The sequence below is a fragment of the Paenibacillus sp. FSL K6-2441 genome, from assembly GCF_037964765.1.
Lineage (GTDB): Bacteria > Bacillota > Bacilli > Paenibacillales > Paenibacillaceae > Fontibacillus > Fontibacillus phoenicis.
In genome coordinates, this window is the sequence record NZ_CP150174.1 from 15,001 (window position 1) to 33,750 (window position 18,750).

Below are 18,750 nucleotides of genomic sequence, written 5' to 3' on the forward strand. Positions count from 1 at the left end.
GGTCGAGTGACTCTGCGCCGAAAATGTAACGGGGCTAAACACACCACCGAAGCTATGGCTAGATGCTTTGCATCTGGGGTAGGGGAGCGTTGTATGCGGGTTGAAGGTTGACCGGAAGGACAGCTGGACTTCATACAAGTGAGAATGCCGGTATGAGTAACGAAAAGATCAGTGAGAATCTGATCCGCCGAAAGCCTAAGGGTTCCTGAGGAAGGTTCGTCCGCTCAGGGTAAGTCGGGACCTAAGGCGAGGCCGAAAGGCGTAGTCGAAGGACAACAGGTAGAAATTCCTGTACCACCGTAATCCGTTATGAGCGATGGGGTGACGCAGTAGGGTAGTGACGCGAGCTGATGGATGCTCGTCCAAGCAGTGAGGCTGGTGTGTAGGCAAATCCGCACACCGATAAGGCTAGGCTGTGATGGGGAGGGAAAATTTACAGTACCGAAGGTCATGATCTCACACTGCCAAGAAAAGCCTCTAGCCAGGAGAAGGTGCCCGTACCGCAAACCGACACAGGTAGGCGAGAAGAGAATTCTAAGGCGCGCGGAAGAACTCTCGTTAAGGAACTCGGCAAAATGACCCCGTAACTTCGGGAGAAGGGGTGCCTCGGTAGGGTGAATAGCCCGAGGGGGCCGCAGTGAAAAGGCCCAAGCGACTGTTTAGCAAAAACACAGGTCTGTGCGAAGCCGCAAGGCGAAGTATACGGGCTGACGCCTGCCCGGTGCTGGAAGGTTAAGGGGAGCGGTTAGGGTTTAGCCCGAAGCTGTGAACCGAAGCCCCAGTAAACGGCGGCCGTAACTATAACGGTCCTAAGGTAGCGAAATTCCTTGTCAGGTAAATTCTGACCCGCACGAATGGCGTAACGACTTGGGCGCTGTCTCAACGAGAGATCCGGTGAAATTTTAATACCTGTGAAGATGCAGGTTACCCGCGACAAGACGGAAAGACCCCATGGAGCTTTACTGCAGCTTGATATTGGACTTGGATACGATTTGTACAGGATAGGTGGGAGCCTAGGAAGCCGGAGCGCCAGCTTCGGTGGAGGCGCCGTTGGGATACCACCCTGATCGTATCTAGGTTCTAACCTGGTACCGTAATCCGGTACGGGGACAGTGTCAGGCGGGCAGTTTGACTGGGGCGGTCGCCTCCTAAAGAGTAACGGAGGCGCCCCAAGGTTCCCTCAGAATGGTTGGAAATCATTCGAAGAGTGCAAAGGCAGAAGGGAGCTTGACTGCGAGACTGACAAGTCGAGCAGGGACGAAAGTCGGGCTTAGTGATCCGGTGGTACCGCATGGAAGGGCCATCGCTCAACGGATAAAAGCTACCCTGGGGATAACAGGCTTATCTCCCCCAAGAGTCCACATCGACGGGGAGGTTTGGCACCTCGATGTCGGCTCATCGCATCCTGGGGCTGAAGTAGGTCCCAAGGGTTGGGCTGTTCGCCCATTAAAGCGGTACGCGAGCTGGGTTCAGAACGTCGTGAGACAGTTCGGTCCCTATCTGTCGTGGGCGTAGGAAATTTGAGAGGAGCTGTCCTTAGTACGAGAGGACCGGGATGGACGCACCGCTGGTGCACCAGTTGTTCCGCCAGGAGCACAGCTGGGTAGCTAAGTGCGGACGGGATAAGCGCTGAAAGCATCTAAGCGTGAAGCCCCCCTCAAGATGAGATTTCCCCGTATGTAAGACCCCTTGAAGACGACAAGGTTGATAGGCCTGAGGTGGAAGTGCCGTAAGGCATGGAGCTGACAGGTACTAATCGGTCGAGGGCTTATCCAAAATTCACCCCAAAAAGTGAAGCGGAGGCTTCGGAGAGTACACCGAGTACTTTTCGGGGACCCCGGGAACTGAATAGGGGCTAAAATGCAAATCTAGTTTCGTATCCAGTTTTCAAGGATTCAACCTTGAACCGATTTTTAGCTGCACGCCTTTTATAAGGTTTGATCTTTTGCTGAAGCGGAAAGTGCGGAAGTAAAAGCAGCGCAAAAATCATGTTTGGTGGCAATGGCGGAGGGGTTCCACTCGTTCCCATCCCGAACACGACCGTTAAGCCCTCCAGCGCCGATGGTACTTGGACCGAAGGGTCCTGGGAGAGTAGGACGCTGCCAAGCAAAGAAGAAAGAGCACTACCGGTGATCGGTGGTGCTCTTTTTGTGTTTGACTTGTGCTTACCCCGAGCTGGAAACCTGCAAAAGTACAGTTTTTTTCGGGGAAATCCCGATTTTTGAGCCGAAGCCTGCAAAAGTGCAGTTATTTTTCTCGATTTAGGTCAATTCGAGCAAATCGGCGCAAAAAGCCTGCACTTTTGCAGGCATTCCAGGCAAAACGGCCACTCCCCCGCAAAATAACTGCATTTTTGCAGGAATCGCGTGGAGAGGAAGGGCGTGCGTGTTGAAGCCGAGGAGAACACTAACGCTAAAACAAATGAACACTACCGGTATAACGGTAGTGCTCTCCTCAGTACTCTCATATAACAGAATTATGGCGTAAGTACAGGGGCGTGACGGTGATGAGTGCCTTGTTCGTAGCTATAGGCTAGTTTGATTAGTGTGCCTTCATCGAAGGCGCGACCGAGGAACTCGATGCCAACGGGGAGGCCGTCTTTTGTAAATCCGGCAGGGACCGTAATGGCAGGGAATCCCGAGAACGGGCTTAAGCGATTGTTGTTTCCGGATGATTGGCCCTCACCAATCAATGCCGGCGGCTGGGTGCTGGTCGGGTACACGATCGCGTCGAGCTTGTTGTCGGCCATCACCTTCAGTAGGGAATCTCGGGTGAGGCTGGTGCGTTTCAGCACGATGTCTTTGTATTCCTGAGTATCCAGCGATTCACGGGCCTCGCGGGCTTTCATCGATTGCTCTTGAGTTTTATCGTACTCTTCAGAGGCGATGATTTCAGCCAGGCTGTGGTAAGGGGCGTTATCCCCGAGTTCCTCTAGGTAATCGTTTAATTGGAATTTGAACTCGTAGCCGCTTAAGCTCGGATATTTCATAATCTCCTCTAGATTCGGAATCTTGATATTCACGACTGTTGCGCCAAGGGCTTCTAATTCTTTAACGGCATTGGACACTACTTCGAAGACGGCTTTTTCTTGATCGTTGCTCTCCAGGAAGAGTTCCGTCGCTACGCCAATCCGTGTGCCTTTCAAACCGTTAGCATCAAGGAAGTCGGTGTAGCTCGTAGGAACGCGACCGACGCTATAGGAGGTGGCGACATCATCCGGGTCATAACCAACCGTGGCGTCGAGTAGGATCGCTGCATCCTCGACTGTCCGGGCGATCGGTCCTCCTACGTCTTGCGTCAAAGCGAGTGGGATAATTCCATCACGGCTGGATAAACCAATCGTTGGGCGGATCCCAACCAAGCTGTTGAAGCTGGAAGGAATACGGATGGAACCCCCTGTGTCCGTACCCAGGCCGGCGACAGCCAAGTTGGCTGCAATTGCCGCACCGGTACCGCCGCTGGAGCCGCCGGGATAATGATCGGGTGCGTATGGATTTTTCGTTTGCCCCCCTAACGAACTTGATGTTGTAATGCCAAAAGCAAATTCATGAAGATTCGTTTTGCCTAGGATGATCGCGCCGGCTTCTTTTAGCTTGGCGATTTGATCCGCATCTTGCGGAGGGATAGAATCCTTCAAGCAAAGGCAGCCTGCGGTCGTCGGCATGTCGGCGGTATCGAAGTTGTCTTTGACAAGGATCGGAATGCCGTGCAGAGGTCCTCTTGGTCCCTTTTCGGCTCGTTCTTGGTCCAACGCTTCGGCGATGTTGAGCGCGTCAGGATTGATCGAAAGGACAGCTTGCAGGGAGATCCCCTGATCGTCATATTTAACGATTCGATCGAGATACATCTGTACGAGTTGTTTTGAAGTCACCTTGCCTTGCTCCATAGCCAGCTGAAGCTCAGAAATCGTGGCTTCCGGAAGGACAAAGGGCTTTAAGTAGCTGACAACACGGTCGTGAAGCCGTTCTAGATCGTCCGCAGTGAGAGGGGCGCCAGGCAGGAACGAGGTATCCGAATAGCCTTTCATGAGTCCGGCCTTTTTGACGGCCCCAACAGATCCCGCGTAAGCTGCTTGGTCTGGAACGTCGCTGAAGGATTCAGGGGCATTCTCTAGCCCCAGCCATTGCTGAAGCAGTACAGCCGCTTGGCTGCGGAGCACACGGTTGCTGGAGACCTCCGGCATCGTAAAGGAGCCTCCTGCTTCGCCGGCAGCCTGCTTCATCGACTGACGAAATTGTTCGCCGGTGATAAAGGTTTGGCTTGCCGTAACCTTTGCTGTACCTGAAGCGGCCTGAGCTTGTGGAAGGTGTCCGATTCCAAGTTCTGTGACCAATACAGAAGTCAACAGAACTACACTTCCTAGTTTAAGGCCTCGTCGATAACGATTCATAAAGGTTTCCCCCTCCTAGTGAAAAGTTGAAGTTTATGTGAACTATCATAAATTCATGTAAGATATAATGACAAAGAGGAGGACCATCTGTTAAAACGCATACATTAAGGAATATCGCAGTGAATTACAGTTTCTCTTAGGTTTTCTCCCGTTAAAAAATATTCATAATTAGAGAATAAAATGTTATATAATCTTACGTAAATATAACGCAATGATGTTTTTTCAGAAAATTCACTGTGCTATTTTCAGTTTCTACCAAAGGGAATGTAACCTTTTTGTTACCGACAGGGGTACGCCACCCGTTATAATTAGATTGGTAAATGAGCATCTAGGGCATTTAGCCTATCCGGAATCTATATCAGAATGACAACAGGAGTATTTTTCAGTATATAGGCAGGGTAAGGAGGAATGGATCATGCAGCGAAGAGGAGTCAAAATATCCTTATGCTTCATGTGGGGAGTCTTGATGATGATGGTAGTCATCGCAGGCTGTGCGTCTTCCGAGCCTTCGTGGACGGATTTTGTGGGAGCAACGGTTGAGAAGAATTTCCCTGTTCCTAAAGAGGCCAATCAAACGGAAACGGCTCTTAATAATTCGAAGATGGACTATGTTAATTATAGACTAACCGGACTTAAGGAAAGCAGCGAAATCCCCGAGGCCTATCAGAAGGTGATAGCGGAGTGGGGATGGAAGGAGAAGAAAGAAGAAAGCACCGGTTCAACTCGGGTGTACGAGAAGGGGAAGCAAATTGTTCAATTGACGCTTCACGATAACTCTTTTACCGTATTGGTCCCGAAAAAGGAAGCGAAAACAGTCATTCAAGGGTTGGAAAGCAGCAGCCCTTAGCATCAGAATTCGGATATGAAAGGCAACCGCCCCTCTACCGGACAAGCCCGGTACTGGAATGTGCTAAAGAAGACAAAAGGCCTGATCTCTGCATTTGCGCAGGGAGCAGGCTTTTTTAAGATATCAGAAAGTATAAATTTCGGGGGATCGGCATCCTGATATCGCAAGAAAAACTTCCGCTAAACGCGGTCTGGCTACATTGAATGTACGTCGATAGACGTTTTTCTTAACAGCATCTAATCTATGAGATTCTTCATTGCCTGTAGTAAGCAATTTCGAGACCTGTGATTTTGATCATTCCGTCTTTACGCTGTCCACGTAGGGTAGCAAGCACAATGAATCGCGGGATCATCAGCCAAAGGTGCCAGAAAAATAAAGAGAGCACAAAGGAGACCGGCGACCAAGGGATGAGAATCGCGATAATACAGCAACCGATCCAGGCGGAATGAAGGTGGACTCGGCGATATACGGGATAAGAAACGTATTGATCAGGTGAGTAACCAATCCATGGCATTTGACGGGAAAACCGCCAGCGCTTGCGATAGGAGTGGCTGACAATCATCAGCACGGAGCGGGAAATGACATATTGGATCCATAAGATGACCGGTATGGCTAATAGGAAGAAAAAGATACTGGTCCAGGATATGAATACCGTCTCGGCTGCAAGCCAAATGACGGGGAGTATGCCTAAGCTATATATGAGCGACTTCGGTAAAGCCTTCTTTTTGAGCAAGGTGTAGTGATAAAATGTCGCTTGGCTTTCGGTTTCAGCGGGCTTCAAGCGTTTGATCCTCCTCCCAATTTTCATCAGCTCCGCACATCGCGGACTAGCTCTTCTTAATATATCGGAAGAATACAAGAATAATTAAGGCGGCGCGTACAAACACGTTGTTCTGGCTGTCGGCATAAGATAAAGTAGGAAGCGGACTATGAAAAGGTTTAAAATAGTAGAATCTGTGTCATACTGATAGTAAAAAAAGACAAGGTGGGATCGGACATGGATGAGTCGAGCGTTAGCACCTGCATTATATGTGGAGAACCGAAAACAGAGGGTATTCATATCGTATCTGAATTTATCTGCGACGCTTGCGAGGCTGAGATGGTGCGCACCGACGTGCAGGAGGAGAAATACCACTTCTTTGTTCATCAAATGAAGCAGATCTGGGTGCAAAAAAATGCATAACACTGCCGGATAAAAGGACCTGTTCATTTTGGGGAGCGGGTCCTTTTATATTGCTCTACTGAGCGAACTAACGGTAAAATGAGATGAAGCAATGAATACAATCACGTTAATATACGGTTAACCCAGAGTCGGAAGGAATCGAAATGGCAGAGGAACATAACGGAAGGGCCCCTTTGGTTGAAGCTTTGCTGCAGTATCAGGCGAAAAAGGTTGCTTCCTTTCATGTCCCGGGGCATAAAAATGGACAGGCTTTGCGCAGCAATGCGAATGTGATGGAGGAGTTGGCGCGCGTGATGGAAATCGACGTGACGGAAATCACCGGGACGGATGATCTCCATCATCCCGAGGGCGTCATCCGCGAGGCGCAGCGGCTGGCCGCCGCCCAGTTTGGGGCGGAGGAGACGTTTTTTCTGGTTGGCGGCAGTACAGCCGGCAACCTGGCCTTAATCCTGAGCGTGTGTACCACGCCAGGGGATGTGCTGCTCGTGCAGCGGAACGTGCATAAATCCGTCATTCACGGATTGATGTTGGCGGGCGCGCACGCGGTGTTTTTGGCGCCGCAGCTGGACGCGGGCAGCGGGCTGGCCACCATCCCGAGCGAAGCTGCGGTGCGGGAAGCCCTGCGCCGGTATCCCGGCGCGAAGGGGCTGCTGCTCACGCACCCGAGCTACTACGGGATGGGAGCGCCGTTGCAGCCGCTGGCCGAGCTGTGCCACGCGCACGGGGTGCCGCTGCTCGTCGACGAGGCGCATGGCGCCCACTTCGGCCAGCACCCGGCGCTGCCGGAGAGCGCGCTGGCCGCGGGGGCCGATGGCGTCGTGCAGTCGACGCACAAGATGCTGACCGCGCTCACGATGGGCGCGATGCTGCACGTGCAAGGCGGGCTGCTCGACCGCACGCTGCTGCGCCAACGGCTGGCGATGCTGCAGAGCTCCAGCCCGTCCTACCCCATCATGGCTTCGCTCGATCTGAGCCGAAGCCTGCTGGGGCAGCAGGGCCCCGCCTTCTTCGAGGGCGGGCTCGCCGCGGCCGCGCATCTGCGGCGCGGCCTGGCCAAGCAATCGCGCTTCGGCGTCGTGGCACCGCCGGGCGCCAGCGGAGAGGCTGCTGCATATACTATCCAAGATCCTTTGAAGCTTGTGATATTCGATGCATCCGCAGCCCTCTCCGGGTATGAACTGCAAGAGCGGCTCGAAGCCGAAGGCTGCGTGCCGGAGATGAGCGATGACCGCTTTGTGGTCCTGGCGCTGGGCCCCGGAACAACGATGGAAGATGCCGATCGGCTGCTGCAAGCGCTGGATCGCATCGCCCAAGCCGATTCACCGGGGAATGCGGTGAGGAGTGGTCTCGTTTCCCCAACAGGTTCGGCCGAGGAACTTTCCACGTGGAACAATTCAGTTCATGAAGTGCATCTGTCGGAGGTGTCTGAGCCTGTACCGTTTAGCCTTAAGCCACTGCTTCCAGGGGAGAGCGAAGCGATCCCCGTTGAAGAAAGCCTTGGCCGGCAAGCGGCGGAAATGATCATTCCGTATCCTCCAGGTATTCCGTTGCTCTACCCCGGAGAGACGATCACCGAGGCGGTAAGGCAGCGGCTGCGGATGCTGCGGGATTCGGGAGCCAAGTGCCAGGGGCCGGCCGACCCGCGGCTGCAGACGATTCAAGTCAAGAAAGGGTAAAGCCAAGCATATACTTGTACATGATTTTTGGAGAAGAAAGCAGGGAACGAACTAGATGAACCATCAAGCCAAGGGATTATTTATTACGCTTGAAGGGGGGGATGGCTCCGGCAAAACGACGGTTATGCGGGAAATGGAACGGCTGCTCAAGGAACAAGGCGTGAACTTTATCTCTACGAGGGAACCTGGCGGCATTGAAATTGCGGAGAAGATCCGTGAGGTGATCTTGAATCCGCAGCACACGGCGATGGATGCGCGGACCGAGGCGCTGTTATACGCCGCATCCCGGCGGCAGCATCTAGCGGAGAAGGTGGAGCCCTCCCTGGAGCGTGGGATTACGGTTCTCTGCGATCGCTTTTTAGATAGCAGCCTGGCCTATCAGGGGTATGCCCGCGGGCTGGGGATCGATGAAGTGCTGAAGATTAATCTTTTTGCCACCAAGGGACGGTTTCCGGATCTCACTTTCTACCTCGATATTGAGCCGGAAGTCGGGTTAGCCCGGATTGCTGCCGGTGCCGGACGTGAAGTGAACCGCTTGGATATGGAGAGCCTGCACTTTCATCAAAAGGTTCGGGAAGGATATCAAATCCTCGCCGGGATGTATCCGGAACGGATCAAAACGATTGATGCCTCTCGTAGTAAGGAAGAGGTTGCGGCGGAGATTCGCGGGCATCTTTATGTGGCAATAAAGGAGATCATGGCCTAGGTGTCAAATAGGTTAGTATGGTACATTTTATAAAACAAGGAGGTACTGCATATGAAACTGATTGTTGCGATTATCCAAGATAAAGACAGCAACCGGCTATCCAGCGCGCTCGTGAAAGAAAATTATCGGGCAACGAAGCTGGCGAGTACCGGAGGGTTTCTTCGGGCGGGGAACACCACATTTATGATCGGTGTAGACGACCATCAAGTGGATGACGTATTGAAAGTGATCCGTAACAGTTGTAAAGTGCGGGAACAATTAGTGACCCCGGTTACCCCGATGAGCGGTACAACCGATTCGTATTTGCCGTTGCCCGTGGAAGTGCAAGTGGGCGGGGCGACGGTGTTTGTTCTCCCAGTAGACCGTTTCGAACACTTCTAATATAGTGGTTATTAAAAAGTAGGCTTTTGATCACGATGTAGCACAGGGATGAGGGTTCGACGTCGAATCTTGAACTCAACTTGCTTCTCCGCACTCGCGGAGTCGAGGCTTCGATTTCATAGTTCATTCAATCTATTTAATCAACTATAGGCGGTGGACGCTTTGAAAATTGATCCGGGATACCGGCCGCTCAAAAGCGGCTTGGGGGTGAGTGACAGCCCTGCCAAGCCGGTACAGTCGAAAAGCTTCGCCGACGTCATGCAGCGGCATGGGCAGCAGGCGACCCAAGAAGAATTGAACCGGAGATTTAAGGAGATTCAAATGCAAGGGGACCGGCTTGCCCGGTCCATGACCGTTCGGGAGCTGAAGGCGTACCGGATGATGGTCAAGCGGTTTCTCGAGGATACGGTTCGGCGGGGTGTGGGCATCAAAGAATCCAGAGGCTGGGACCGCCGCGGCCGTGGGAAGCGTTATAAGCTTCTTGATGAAGTGGATGCTGCGCTGCTGGCGATGGCAGACGAATTGCTGGAGACGGAGCAAGGCAAGATCGAGCTATTGCAAAAGATCGGCGAGATCCGCGGCATGCTGATTAATCTGGTTTTCTAGCTTTGAAAGGACGAGGCAGAAGAGATGTCATTTCAAGAGATCATTGGGCAGGAGACGGCCAAACAATTGCTGCAAAGCAGTCTGCGGCGCCAGGAAATCTCCCATGCCTATATATTTAGTGGACCGCCTGGAAGCGGGCAGATGGAAATGGCCATGGCCTTCGTCCAGGCGTTGTTCTGTACACGGGGCGGAGACGATGCTTGCGGGGAGTGTCTGGAGTGCCGGAAGGTACTGCATGGCAATCATCCCGATTTGTTTACAATCAAGCCCGACGGGGCAACGATTAAAATCGAACAAATCCGCGATCTGCAGCGGATTTTCTCTTACCGTTCGGAGAGCGGGAATCCTAAGGCTTATATTATTGACGAAGCCGAAAAAATGACAGTGCAAGCGGCCAACAGCTTGCTCAAATTTCTGGAGGAACCGCCATCTCCGGCCGTAGCAATTCTGCTGTCGGATAATGGACGAGCGTTGCTCCCTACAATTCAATCGCGCGCCCAATGGGTTCCATTCTCTCCGGTGAATCCGGAGACGATGCTCCAGATATTGGCGAACGAGGGATTTTCGACAACCTTGGCTCGCAGTGCCGTTCATCTCGCGGCAGGACTGGGTCCATGCCGTGATTTAATCCAGCAGAATTGGTTTGCAGAAGTTCGAAACGTAGTGTTACAATTAGGAAAGGAGATCGCAGGCCGTGGCGGCTCTCCATTAATTACGGCGCAGCAGGTATTGTTCAAATCCGGGTTGACCGATCATTTGGACATGCTGTTCAGCCTTTTCCATTTGTGGTTCAAAGATATGATCCATGCGCTCTATCATAAACATGATCAAATCGTTTTCATAGATGAGCTTCAGTTTATCAATCAACATTGTACTAGCCGCAGTGCAGAACAGTGGATTGAGGCCATGGCGCTGGCTGCAGAGAGCAAGAAGAAGCTGCGGCAGCATATGAATGCCAATCTCTGCGTAGAGCAGTTTTTGATTGCCGTGGATGGACAACGGTAAGACCTGCACCAAGAATAGACAGATAGGCTTTGATTTCGCATGAAACTTTCTCCCCTGAAAGAGCAGGGAATGTAATAGTTTCTTTGGATCGCGCTGCTTTCGTGAGTTGCGGTTCGCCAGTCTTGTAGAGCTATACGAGGGGGTTAGTTTTTGTATACTGTAGTGGGCGTCCGCTTTAAGAAGGCGGGCAAAATCTATTATTTCGATCCGTTGGACCTCCCGGTAGAGAAAGATCAACACGTTATTGTTGAGACTGCTCGGGGGATCGAATATGGGAAAGTGGTGGTCGGCAAGAAGAAGGTTGGAGAATCCGATGTCGTCCTTCCGCTGAAGAAGGTAATTCGGATCGCCGATGAAGCCGACGCCCGAGTTGTCGAGGAGAACAAGCTTGCGGCAAAGAATGCCTTTGTCACATGTTTAAATAAAATTAAAGATCATGATTTGAAAATGAAGCTGGTCGACGTGGAATTTACGTTTGACCGCAATAAAATCATTTTTTACTTTACGGCGGAAGGCCGTGTGGATTTTCGTGAGTTGGTGAAGGATCTGGCCAGCATCTTCCGGACCCGGATTGAGCTCAGACAGATCGGCGTGCGGGACGAAGCCAAGATGCTTGGCGGTATCGGCCCCTGCGGACGCGTGCTCTGCTGTTCCTCTTGGTTGGGGGATTTTGAGCCGGTATCGATCAAGATGGCGAAGGACCAGAGCCTGTCGCTGAACCCTACGAAAATCTCAGGATTATGCGGCCGTCTGATGTGCTGTCTGAAGTTCGAGCATGACAACTACGAAAGCACGAAAGAAGAGCTTCCATCCGTAGGCAAAATCGTCGTTACCTCGCTGGGAGACGGCAAGGTCGTTGGACTCAACGCCGGCAGCCGCACCGTCCATGTACAGTTGTTCGAAATCGGGAAAGTGAAGGAGCTTCCGCTGGACGATGTCGTCCTGAAATAAAGAAGATCTTTTTCAAGATAGATTCTAGAGATGACTCTGGGGTGGGAACTTGGAGAACAAGGACATTTTCACAAATATGCAGGCGCTGGAAACGCAAATGGGAAAAGTACACGGCGATTTGAGCAGCCTCATGTTGGAGGTCAAGAAGCTGGTGGAAGAGAACCAGCGGCTTCGCCTCGAGAATGAACAGCTGCGCAAAATATTAAAGCGGGAGAGCACCGAGGGACCGCTGCCCATGCCGGCGTCGGTCAGAACCGATAGTCCGGTTCCGGCTGGCAAAGAAGCGATCGATGTCGTCGGTGAAGGCTACGATAACTTAGCGCGTCTTTATCATGAGGGCTTTCATATTTGCAACGTTTATTACGGGCATCTGCGCACCGAAGGTGACTGCCTGTTCTGCTTGTCGTTTTTGAATAAATGATGAACCGTGGGGGTGTCCCTGCGGTTTTTTTTAAATTTAGGCTGAAAAAGGATGGGTATCCGAGTCGATGAACCATGTACCAATTTATGAGCAGGAGCGGATAGACGACCTGCTGACCCATGATTTACATATCATCCAGAGCGACGAAGTGTTTAGCTTCTCGATGGATGCCGTGTTGCTGGCCCGGTTTGCACCAGTGCCCAAGTACGGCAAAATACTCGATTTATGCACCGGCAATGGGGTGATCCCCTTGCTGCTCTCCACCCGGACGGAGGCGAAGATCGAAGGGATCGAGATCCAGCCGCGGCTTGCAGATATGGCTCGCCGCAGTGTGGAGATGAACGGGCTGACGCACCGGATCGAAATTCGTGAAGGAGATTTACGCGAGCTGGTGAAGGTGACGGGCCATGGGGTGTATGATGCCATTACGGTGAACCCGCCGTATATGCCGGTGACGAGCGGCGAGGCGAAGCTGAATACGTATCAGGCGATCGCCCGGCATGAAATTCACTGCAGTTTGGAGGAAGTGGCGGCTGCGTCGATGCGGCTGGTGCGGCCGGGAGGCAAGGTGTCAATGGTCCACAGACCGCAGCGTTTAGGGGAAATTATGACGTTGCTGCGTCAATATCGATTAGAGCCGAAGGTCATCCGATTCGTGCATCCAAGGGCGGGAGCGGAAGCGAACATGGTGCTGATCGAGGCGCTGCGGGACGGCAAGCCGGATGTGCGGGTACTGCCGCCATTGATCGTATATAATGAAAACGGGGAATACTGCGAAGAAATCATGAATATCTATTACGGGCCAAAAGAGGGTAGAGCATGAACGTTCAAGTACAGAAGAGCTTTGAAAATGCTGCGAGGGACACCACCCCAGCAGGAAACGGCAAGTTGTTCCTGGTTGGCACGCCTATCGGGAATTTGGAGGATATGACCTACCGGGCCGTGCGCACCTTGCAAGAGGTGGACATTATCGCGGCGGAGGATACGCGGCAGACGCGCAAGCTGTTAACGCATTTCGACATCTCTCCAGGTAAATTGCTGAGTTATCACGAACATAATAAGGCCGCCAGTGGCCCAGAATTGATCCGCTTTATAATAGAAGGAAAAAATTTAGCGCTAGTCAGCGATGCCGGTCTGCCGGCGATTTCCGACCCCGGAAGTGATCTCGTGAAGCTGGCGCTAGAGGCGGGTATCGCAGTCGTTCCGGTGCCCGGAGCGAATGCTGCATTATCGGCGCTCATCGTTTCCGGTTTGCCAACGGATCGATTTACGTTCCTTGGATTTTTGCCAAGAGATCATAAAGAGCGGGAACGGTTGTTGAAGTCGTTGGAGGATCAAGAGGGAACGATGTTGCTGTACGAATCGCCGCATCGATTGATCAAAACGCTGGAGTCCCTTCTCGAGGTTTGGGGAGATCGGCGAATCGTATTGGCGAGAGAATTAACCAAGCGTTATGAGGAAATGGCTCGGGGGACGATTCACGATTGCCTGGCTTGGCTGCAGGAGCATCCGCCGCTGGGTGAATATTGCCTCGTTGTGGAAGGGGCACATCCCGACCAAGTGAAGGAGAAGCGGGATGCCTGGTGGCAAGCGCTAACTGTGGAGGAGCATGTCCGGCATTACGAAACGGAAGAAGGGCTGTCGCGGAAGGAAGCCATGAAAAAAACTGCGGCCGACCGGGGGGTTGCAAAGCGGGATATCTACAATCAATTATTGTAGCCCCACTTCTCTCCGAAATCATGAAATATTATCCAATTCGGCCAAAAAAGGGGCCTTCGCTAAGCCGGGTTCAAGCCTAGGAAGGCGCCAAGGAGATATGAAAAAGGTTAGAATTAACAGTTTCAGTAAATCTATTATATACTATATTTCTTAATTTGTCACAGGGGTCGGAAGCTCCGTAATGCATTCATGGCAAACAATTTTGCCTTTAAAGTAAGTTACGTTCTCCGCATTACCGCAGAAGATGCAAGCAGGCTCATATTTCTTGAGCATAATCCGTTCACCGTCTACATAAATTTCGAGCGCATCTTTTTCTCCGATCCCCAGAGTGCGGCGCAATTCAATTGGAATGACAACACGGCCTAATTCGTCTACTTTTCTTACAATACCTGTGGATTTCATCATAGGATGATTGCCCCTCTCGCTATAATTTGGAATTGTCATTATTCGACATCATTCTATCTTTTCTGATTTTTATAATACCAACCATTGCCAGATTAGTCAACCTATTTATGGTATAGTTCAACATTATTTCTAAAAAATTCGGATACACAACTCCGAGAACCTTTACGGAATCTAGCAAGTTCACAATGATCTATAATTCGACATTTTGGAAATCGTCATCCGGTCATTTTACGACACAATTCGACATATCTTGTCGTCTCCACACGGTGACCCGCCAAATTTTATGAAAAAGGAGTGTTGGTTCATGCATCGTCGGCTTAGCGAAGAAAAAGTGTTCAAAGACCCCGTACATAATTATATTCATGTACAGGACGAAGTGATCTGGTCGCTCATTAATACGCCGGAATTCCAGCGGCTTCGCCGGATTCGTCAGCTTGGAACATCGTATTTGACCTTTCATGGCGCCGAGCATAGCCGTTTTTCCCATTCGCTTGGCGTTTACGAGATTACGCGGCGGATTATTTCGCAGTTTGAACGAAGCGGCTACACCGATTGGCCCCGCAGTGAGAAATTGGTAGCTTTGTGTGCGGCGCTACTGCATGACCTGGGGCATGGTCCGTTTTCCCATTCTATAGAAGAAGCTTTTCAAATGCATCATGAGGATTGGACCTGCAAAATCCTCTTGGGGGAAACCGAGGTGGGGAACGTCCTGCGCGAGATTTCTCCGGATTTTCCGGACAAGGTGGCTGCGGTGATCCGGAAGGATTACGAAAATCCGATTGTGGTGAACTTGGTCTCTAGCCCGCTGGATGCGGATCGGATGGATTATTTGCTGCGAGATGCTTATTTTACCGGCGTAAACTACGGGACGATTGACATGGACCGAATTCTGCGGATGCTTCGACCTTTTCAAGGGCGGGTTGTTGTCAAAGAATCGGGGATGCATGCGGTGGAAGACTATTTGATGTCGCGGTATCAGATGTATTGGCAGGTCTATTTCCACCCGGTGACGCGGAGCTCGGAGATCATTCTCCGGCAAATTTTGCGACGGGCGAAGGAATTATACCGGAGCGGGCATTCCTTTAACTTCTTGCCGCATCCGCTGCCATTTTTATTTCAAGGGGATATCGGCGTTGCCGATTATTTGCAGCTGGACGAAGCGTTGATGCAAACGGCTTTCATGCAGTGGACGCGGGAAAAGGATGAGCGATTAAGCGATTTATGTTCCCGGTTTTTAAATCGCAAATTGTATAAATATGTAGAATTGGACACGCCGGAACTGGAAATGCTGGAGGAGATTCGGAACGCTTTTAGACAAGTGGGCCTACAACCTGAATACGACATGGAAATTGATTTTCCGACCGATCTGCCGTATGATGTGTTCCGTCCGGACGATGGGGTTCGACAGAAGCAAATTTTGCTGTTGGACCGGCAGGAACGGCTCCGGGAAATTTCAGAAGTATCGGATATCGTGCGGTCGATCAGCGGCTTGCACCGAGGGAAGACGCATTTGTACTATCCGGATAATAAATTGTGTGCTGTGATAGATCGGCTGCCCCGCCCGGTAGCCCGCATTTTCGAGCAACGGAATTAGGAGGATGACAAGGTTTATGTTATTTGATACGCATACGCATTTGGATGCTCCCCAATTTGACGAGGACCGCGAGGAAGTGATCGCGCGCGCCGTGGAACAAGGGGTTACGCGGATGATTAACATCGGATTTAACCGCGAGACGATCCCTTCGACCATGAAGTTGGCAGAGACCTATGACTTCATTTATGCCGCTGTCGGCTGGCATCCGCAAGACGCGATTACAATGCAAGAGGGCGATTTGGACTGGATTGCAGAATTGTGCAAGCATGAGAAGGTCGTCGCCATCGGAGAAATTGGGCTGGATTATTATTGGGATACGTCACCTAAGGACGTTCAACATAAGGTTTTTCGTGAGCAAATTGGACTGGCTCGCAGCTTGGGCATGCCGATTTCCATTCATAATCGGGACGCTCACGAAGACGTGGTACGCATCCTTCGGGAAGAGAAAGCCAATGAAGTTGGAGGCGTGATGCACTCTTTCTCCGGCAGTTGGGAAATTGCCAAAATGTGTCTAGATTTGGGATTTCATTTGTCGTTTGGCGGGCCGATTACGTTTAAAAATGCAAAACAGCCAAAAGAAGTGTTGGCCAAGACGCCGATGGATCGATTGCTGATCGAAACGGATTCCCCTTATTTAACGCCGCATCCATATCGTGGTAAACGGAATGAGTCCGCTCATGTCCGCTTGGTTGCAGAAATGGCAGCCGAGCTCAAAGGGGTCACTTTTGAGGAAATCGCGGAAATTACCACCCGAAACGCATTGGAACGATTTGGAATCCCGAGTATTTGAGAGCAAAACGGATGAAATAAAGAGGATTTCGGAAAGATTAATGCTTTTTAACCCTCAAAAACAAGGTCATTACATTTTTTTAACCATTTTTTTAAAAAAACGTGGTTGATTCGTCCTTTACAACCTGCATCGAAACAGGATAGAATCTTTTCAGTATCGATTCGGTTCGTTTTGAACCGTACGATGCTTGGTTCCATGAACCAGTCTCGCTGAATCTCCTATGACGGAGAACGGGGGAACCAATACGGATTGCAGTTGGCGATAGCCTGTATGCGTTCGTATTCGATTTCTTTCCAGGGTCTATGGGGTGAATTCAAGGTCATTGCGCCATGAGCGAATGTACTGAGAAAGGGCGGCTCTCTTTCGCCCGAACCCGACAGCTAACCTCGTAAGCGAATAAGAGAGGTCACTCGTGCAGCTATTACACCCAAGACATTCAAGAAGCCACGAAGGAGTTCCTCTAACTCTTTCTCCCGGCTTCTTTTGTTTTGAATAAAAGTAATAGGGTCGTCATACTGTTGGAAAACAGGAGGTGACGACAAGCAGGAGAGACTGGTCAAGGATGCAAAACGCTTAGGATTAAATTTAAGATCAGTGTTCAAAAAGTCAGGTTTTTCAGCACCGAGAAGGTTGGATGAAGCTTGGGACTGAGTAGCGCAGCGTACATGGGGGTACGTGAGCAACGGAAGGCCCGGCTGAATTCAAGATTCGATGCCGAATTCACTTCTTGACCTGCTTCGTGATCAAAAGATGACTTTTTGACTACCTTAGGCGTTTTGTAAAAAGTAACTGTAGTCGCGTCAATCGTTATCATGCATCGACCTAGACGGCGGGACTATGAAGGAGGACGGAAGAAATGGGCATTTTCCGCAAAGAGGAGACCCATGAATCACGCTCATCCAGCATGTCTTACGCAATGCGATGGAAGCATGAGAATTTACGTCAGATAGCGTTCGTCGGCGTTCTGGCCATCGCGGGAATCATCATCATCCTAATCTGGCTGTATAGCCAGGCACAGAAGGAAGTATCCCTGATTGTGGACGGGAATGTCCAGTCTGTGGAGACAACCCAATCCAGTGTAGCTCATCTGCTGGAGGAACAATCGATTAAGCTCAGTGCGAAGGATTCAGTATCCCTCCCGCTGGAAAGCTCGCTGAAGAACGGTGACCGCATTGTCATAGTACGCGCGAAGCCGGTCAATGTGACCGCGGACGGCAATACGAAAGTCCACTTCACGACGCAAAGCAAAGTAGAGGGCGTATTGTCCGAGCTCGGCATCACTTTGGATGAAGACGACAAGGTGACCCCGGCATTGGACAGTAAAGTTACCGAGAACCTGAATGTCAAGGTCGTTCGGGTCAGCAAGCAAACGGTGCAGAGCAAGGAGACTGTGCCCTTTAGCGTGGTCAAAACGTCGGACGACAAGCTGCTAAAAGGTACCACGAAGGTCATTCAAGAAGGTACCGAAGGTCTGGTCATTCACAACATTGAGAAAACCTACGAAGACGGAAAATTCGTGGCGAAGCGTTGGCTCGGCAAAGAGGTCTCCAAGGACCCTCAGCCGAAGGTGATCGCAGTCGGCACGAAGAAACCTACCGAGGTCCTGTCGGCCAGCATAAGCCGTAAGGGAAATACGGTGAACATCAGCGGGACGACGACCAAAGGTGGCGTCTCATTCAAATATAAAAAGATCCTGAAAAATGTTACGTTAACCGCGTATTCGGCGGAAGAAGACGGGATAGGCACCCGTACGGCTTCGGGTACCCGCGTGACGGAAGGCAGAACGATTGCCGTTGATAAAGACGTCGTTCCGCTTGGTTGGTGGGTATACATCGAAGGAGTCGGCTTCCGTAAGGCAGAGGATACGGGTGGAGCCATCGATGGAAATAAGATGGACGTCTATTTTGATAGTCTGAAGGATGCTAAGAAATTCGGCCGCAAGAAGGGCCGCACCGTATACGTAATCGGTCCGACGAAGCCGGAATTGAACTAAGATCTCGTTCTCTTTCGTTTTACAATGCGGAGGGAATGAGATAGTATTAGGATGATGAATAAGACAGTGGATTAGAAGGACAG

The 18,750-nt window shown here is 51.1% G+C and carries 17 protein-coding genes, 2 rRNA genes and 1 riboswitch (1 of these 20 only partly in view); of the genes, 16 read left to right on the plus strand and 3 right to left on the minus strand.

What is annotated here, in order from left to right:
- Both NSQ80_RS00055 and rrf read left to right on the plus strand, forming a co-directional pair.
- Window positions 1-1,776, plus strand: a 23S ribosomal RNA gene (locus NSQ80_RS00055) (it extends 1,154 nt beyond the left edge of the window).
- Window positions 1,777-1,991: 215 nt separating this feature from the next.
- Window positions 1,992-2,108 (plus strand): 5S ribosomal RNA (rrf, locus tag NSQ80_RS00060).
- A gap of 368 nt (window positions 2,109-2,476) precedes the next feature.
- Here the strand turns inward: rrf and NSQ80_RS00065 are convergent.
- Window positions 2,477-4,390: an amidase family protein gene (locus NSQ80_RS00065; protein WP_260071999.1), complete on the minus strand. Its 1,914-nt coding sequence runs from the start codon at window positions 4,388-4,390 to the stop codon at window positions 2,477-2,479.
- Between the two features lie 415 nt (window positions 4,391-4,805).
- On the opposite strand from NSQ80_RS00065, the gene NSQ80_RS00070 reads away from it, so the two are divergent.
- Window positions 4,806-5,237 (plus strand): hypothetical protein, encoded by a 432-nt coding sequence (locus NSQ80_RS00070; protein ID WP_009226373.1) that lies wholly within the window; start codon window positions 4,806-4,808, stop codon window positions 5,235-5,237.
- Window positions 5,238-5,490: 253 nt separating this feature from the next.
- On the opposite strand, the gene NSQ80_RS00075 is transcribed toward NSQ80_RS00070, so the two are convergent.
- A complete protein-coding gene (locus NSQ80_RS00075; protein WP_323078385.1) occupies window positions 5,491-6,018 on the minus strand; it encodes a hypothetical protein in 528 nt (175 codons plus the stop codon).
- A gap of 216 nt (window positions 6,019-6,234) precedes the next feature.
- On the opposite strand from NSQ80_RS00075, the gene NSQ80_RS00080 reads away from it, so the two are divergent.
- The 10 genes from NSQ80_RS00080 (at window position 6,235) to rsmI (ending at window position 13,885) form a co-directional block, all read left to right on the plus strand.
- Complete coding sequence (locus NSQ80_RS00080) at window positions 6,235-6,420, plus strand: sigma factor G inhibitor Gin (RefSeq protein WP_036646182.1); 186 nt, start codon at window positions 6,235-6,237, stop codon at window positions 6,418-6,420.
- Window positions 6,421-6,563: 143 nt separating this feature from the next.
- Entirely contained in the window at window positions 6,564-8,096 is a 1,533-nt protein-coding gene (locus tag NSQ80_RS00085) for an aminotransferase class I/II-fold pyridoxal phosphate-dependent enzyme (RefSeq protein WP_339300826.1), read from the plus strand.
- 55 nt (window positions 8,097-8,151) lie between these two features.
- Window positions 8,152-8,802 (plus strand): dTMP kinase, encoded by a 651-nt coding sequence (tmk, locus tag NSQ80_RS00090; protein WP_009226368.1) that lies wholly within the window; start codon window positions 8,152-8,154, stop codon window positions 8,800-8,802.
- Window positions 8,803-8,853: 51 nt separating this feature from the next.
- A complete protein-coding gene (locus NSQ80_RS00095; protein ID WP_009226367.1) occupies window positions 8,854-9,183 on the plus strand; it encodes a cyclic-di-AMP receptor in 330 nt (109 codons plus the stop codon).
- A gap of 162 nt (window positions 9,184-9,345) precedes the next feature.
- On the plus strand, window positions 9,346-9,789 hold the full coding sequence (locus tag NSQ80_RS00100; protein ID WP_016314718.1) for a YaaR family protein: 444 nt from the start codon (window positions 9,346-9,348) through the stop codon (window positions 9,787-9,789).
- 24 nt (window positions 9,790-9,813) lie between these two features.
- Window positions 9,814-10,794, plus strand: a complete 981-nt coding sequence (gene holB, locus NSQ80_RS00105) for a DNA polymerase III subunit delta' (protein ID WP_028539759.1) — start codon at window positions 9,814-9,816, stop codon at window positions 10,792-10,794.
- A gap of 150 nt (window positions 10,795-10,944) precedes the next feature.
- Window positions 10,945-11,745: a stage 0 sporulation family protein gene (locus NSQ80_RS00110; protein ID WP_016314716.1), complete on the plus strand. Its 801-nt coding sequence runs from the start codon at window positions 10,945-10,947 to the stop codon at window positions 11,743-11,745.
- Between the two features lie 49 nt (window positions 11,746-11,794).
- Window positions 11,795-12,166: a DNA replication initiation control protein YabA gene (locus tag NSQ80_RS00115; protein WP_009226363.1), complete on the plus strand. Its 372-nt coding sequence runs from the start codon at window positions 11,795-11,797 to the stop codon at window positions 12,164-12,166.
- 67 nt (window positions 12,167-12,233) lie between these two features.
- A complete protein-coding gene (locus NSQ80_RS00120) occupies window positions 12,234-12,989 on the plus strand; it encodes a tRNA1(Val) (adenine(37)-N6)-methyltransferase (protein ID WP_260071382.1) in 756 nt (251 codons plus the stop codon).
- Window positions 12,986-13,885 (plus strand): 16S rRNA (cytidine(1402)-2'-O)-methyltransferase, encoded by a 900-nt coding sequence (rsmI, locus tag NSQ80_RS00125; RefSeq protein ID WP_036646180.1) that lies wholly within the window; start codon window positions 12,986-12,988, stop codon window positions 13,883-13,885. Before NSQ80_RS00120 ends, rsmI begins: the two co-directional genes overlap by 4 nt.
- 150 nt (window positions 13,886-14,035) lie before the next feature.
- Here rsmI and NSQ80_RS00130 read toward each other — a convergent pair whose 3' ends face one another.
- Window positions 14,036-14,290: an AbrB/MazE/SpoVT family DNA-binding domain-containing protein gene (locus NSQ80_RS00130; protein ID WP_009226360.1), complete on the minus strand. Its 255-nt coding sequence runs from the start codon at window positions 14,288-14,290 to the stop codon at window positions 14,036-14,038.
- Between the two features lie 304 nt (window positions 14,291-14,594).
- Here NSQ80_RS00130 and NSQ80_RS00135 point away from each other — a divergent pair, with 304 nt between their 5' ends.
- The 3 genes from NSQ80_RS00135 (at window position 14,595) to NSQ80_RS00145 (ending at window position 18,667) form a co-directional block, all read left to right on the plus strand.
- Window positions 14,595-15,884 (plus strand): HD domain-containing protein, encoded by a 1,290-nt coding sequence (locus NSQ80_RS00135; RefSeq protein ID WP_009226359.1) that lies wholly within the window; start codon window positions 14,595-14,597, stop codon window positions 15,882-15,884.
- A gap of 16 nt (window positions 15,885-15,900) precedes the next feature.
- On the plus strand, window positions 15,901-16,674 hold the full coding sequence (locus NSQ80_RS00140) for a TatD family hydrolase (RefSeq protein ID WP_009226358.1): 774 nt from the start codon (window positions 15,901-15,903) through the stop codon (window positions 16,672-16,674).
- A gap of 197 nt (window positions 16,675-16,871) precedes the next feature.
- Window positions 16,872-17,084: riboswitch (cyclic di-AMP (ydaO/yuaA leader) on the plus strand.
- Between the two features lie 446 nt (window positions 17,085-17,530).
- Window positions 17,531-18,667 (plus strand): 3D domain-containing protein, encoded by a 1,137-nt coding sequence (locus NSQ80_RS00145; RefSeq protein WP_260071383.1) that lies wholly within the window; start codon window positions 17,531-17,533, stop codon window positions 18,665-18,667.
- Window positions 18,668-18,750 lie beyond the last annotated feature (83 nt).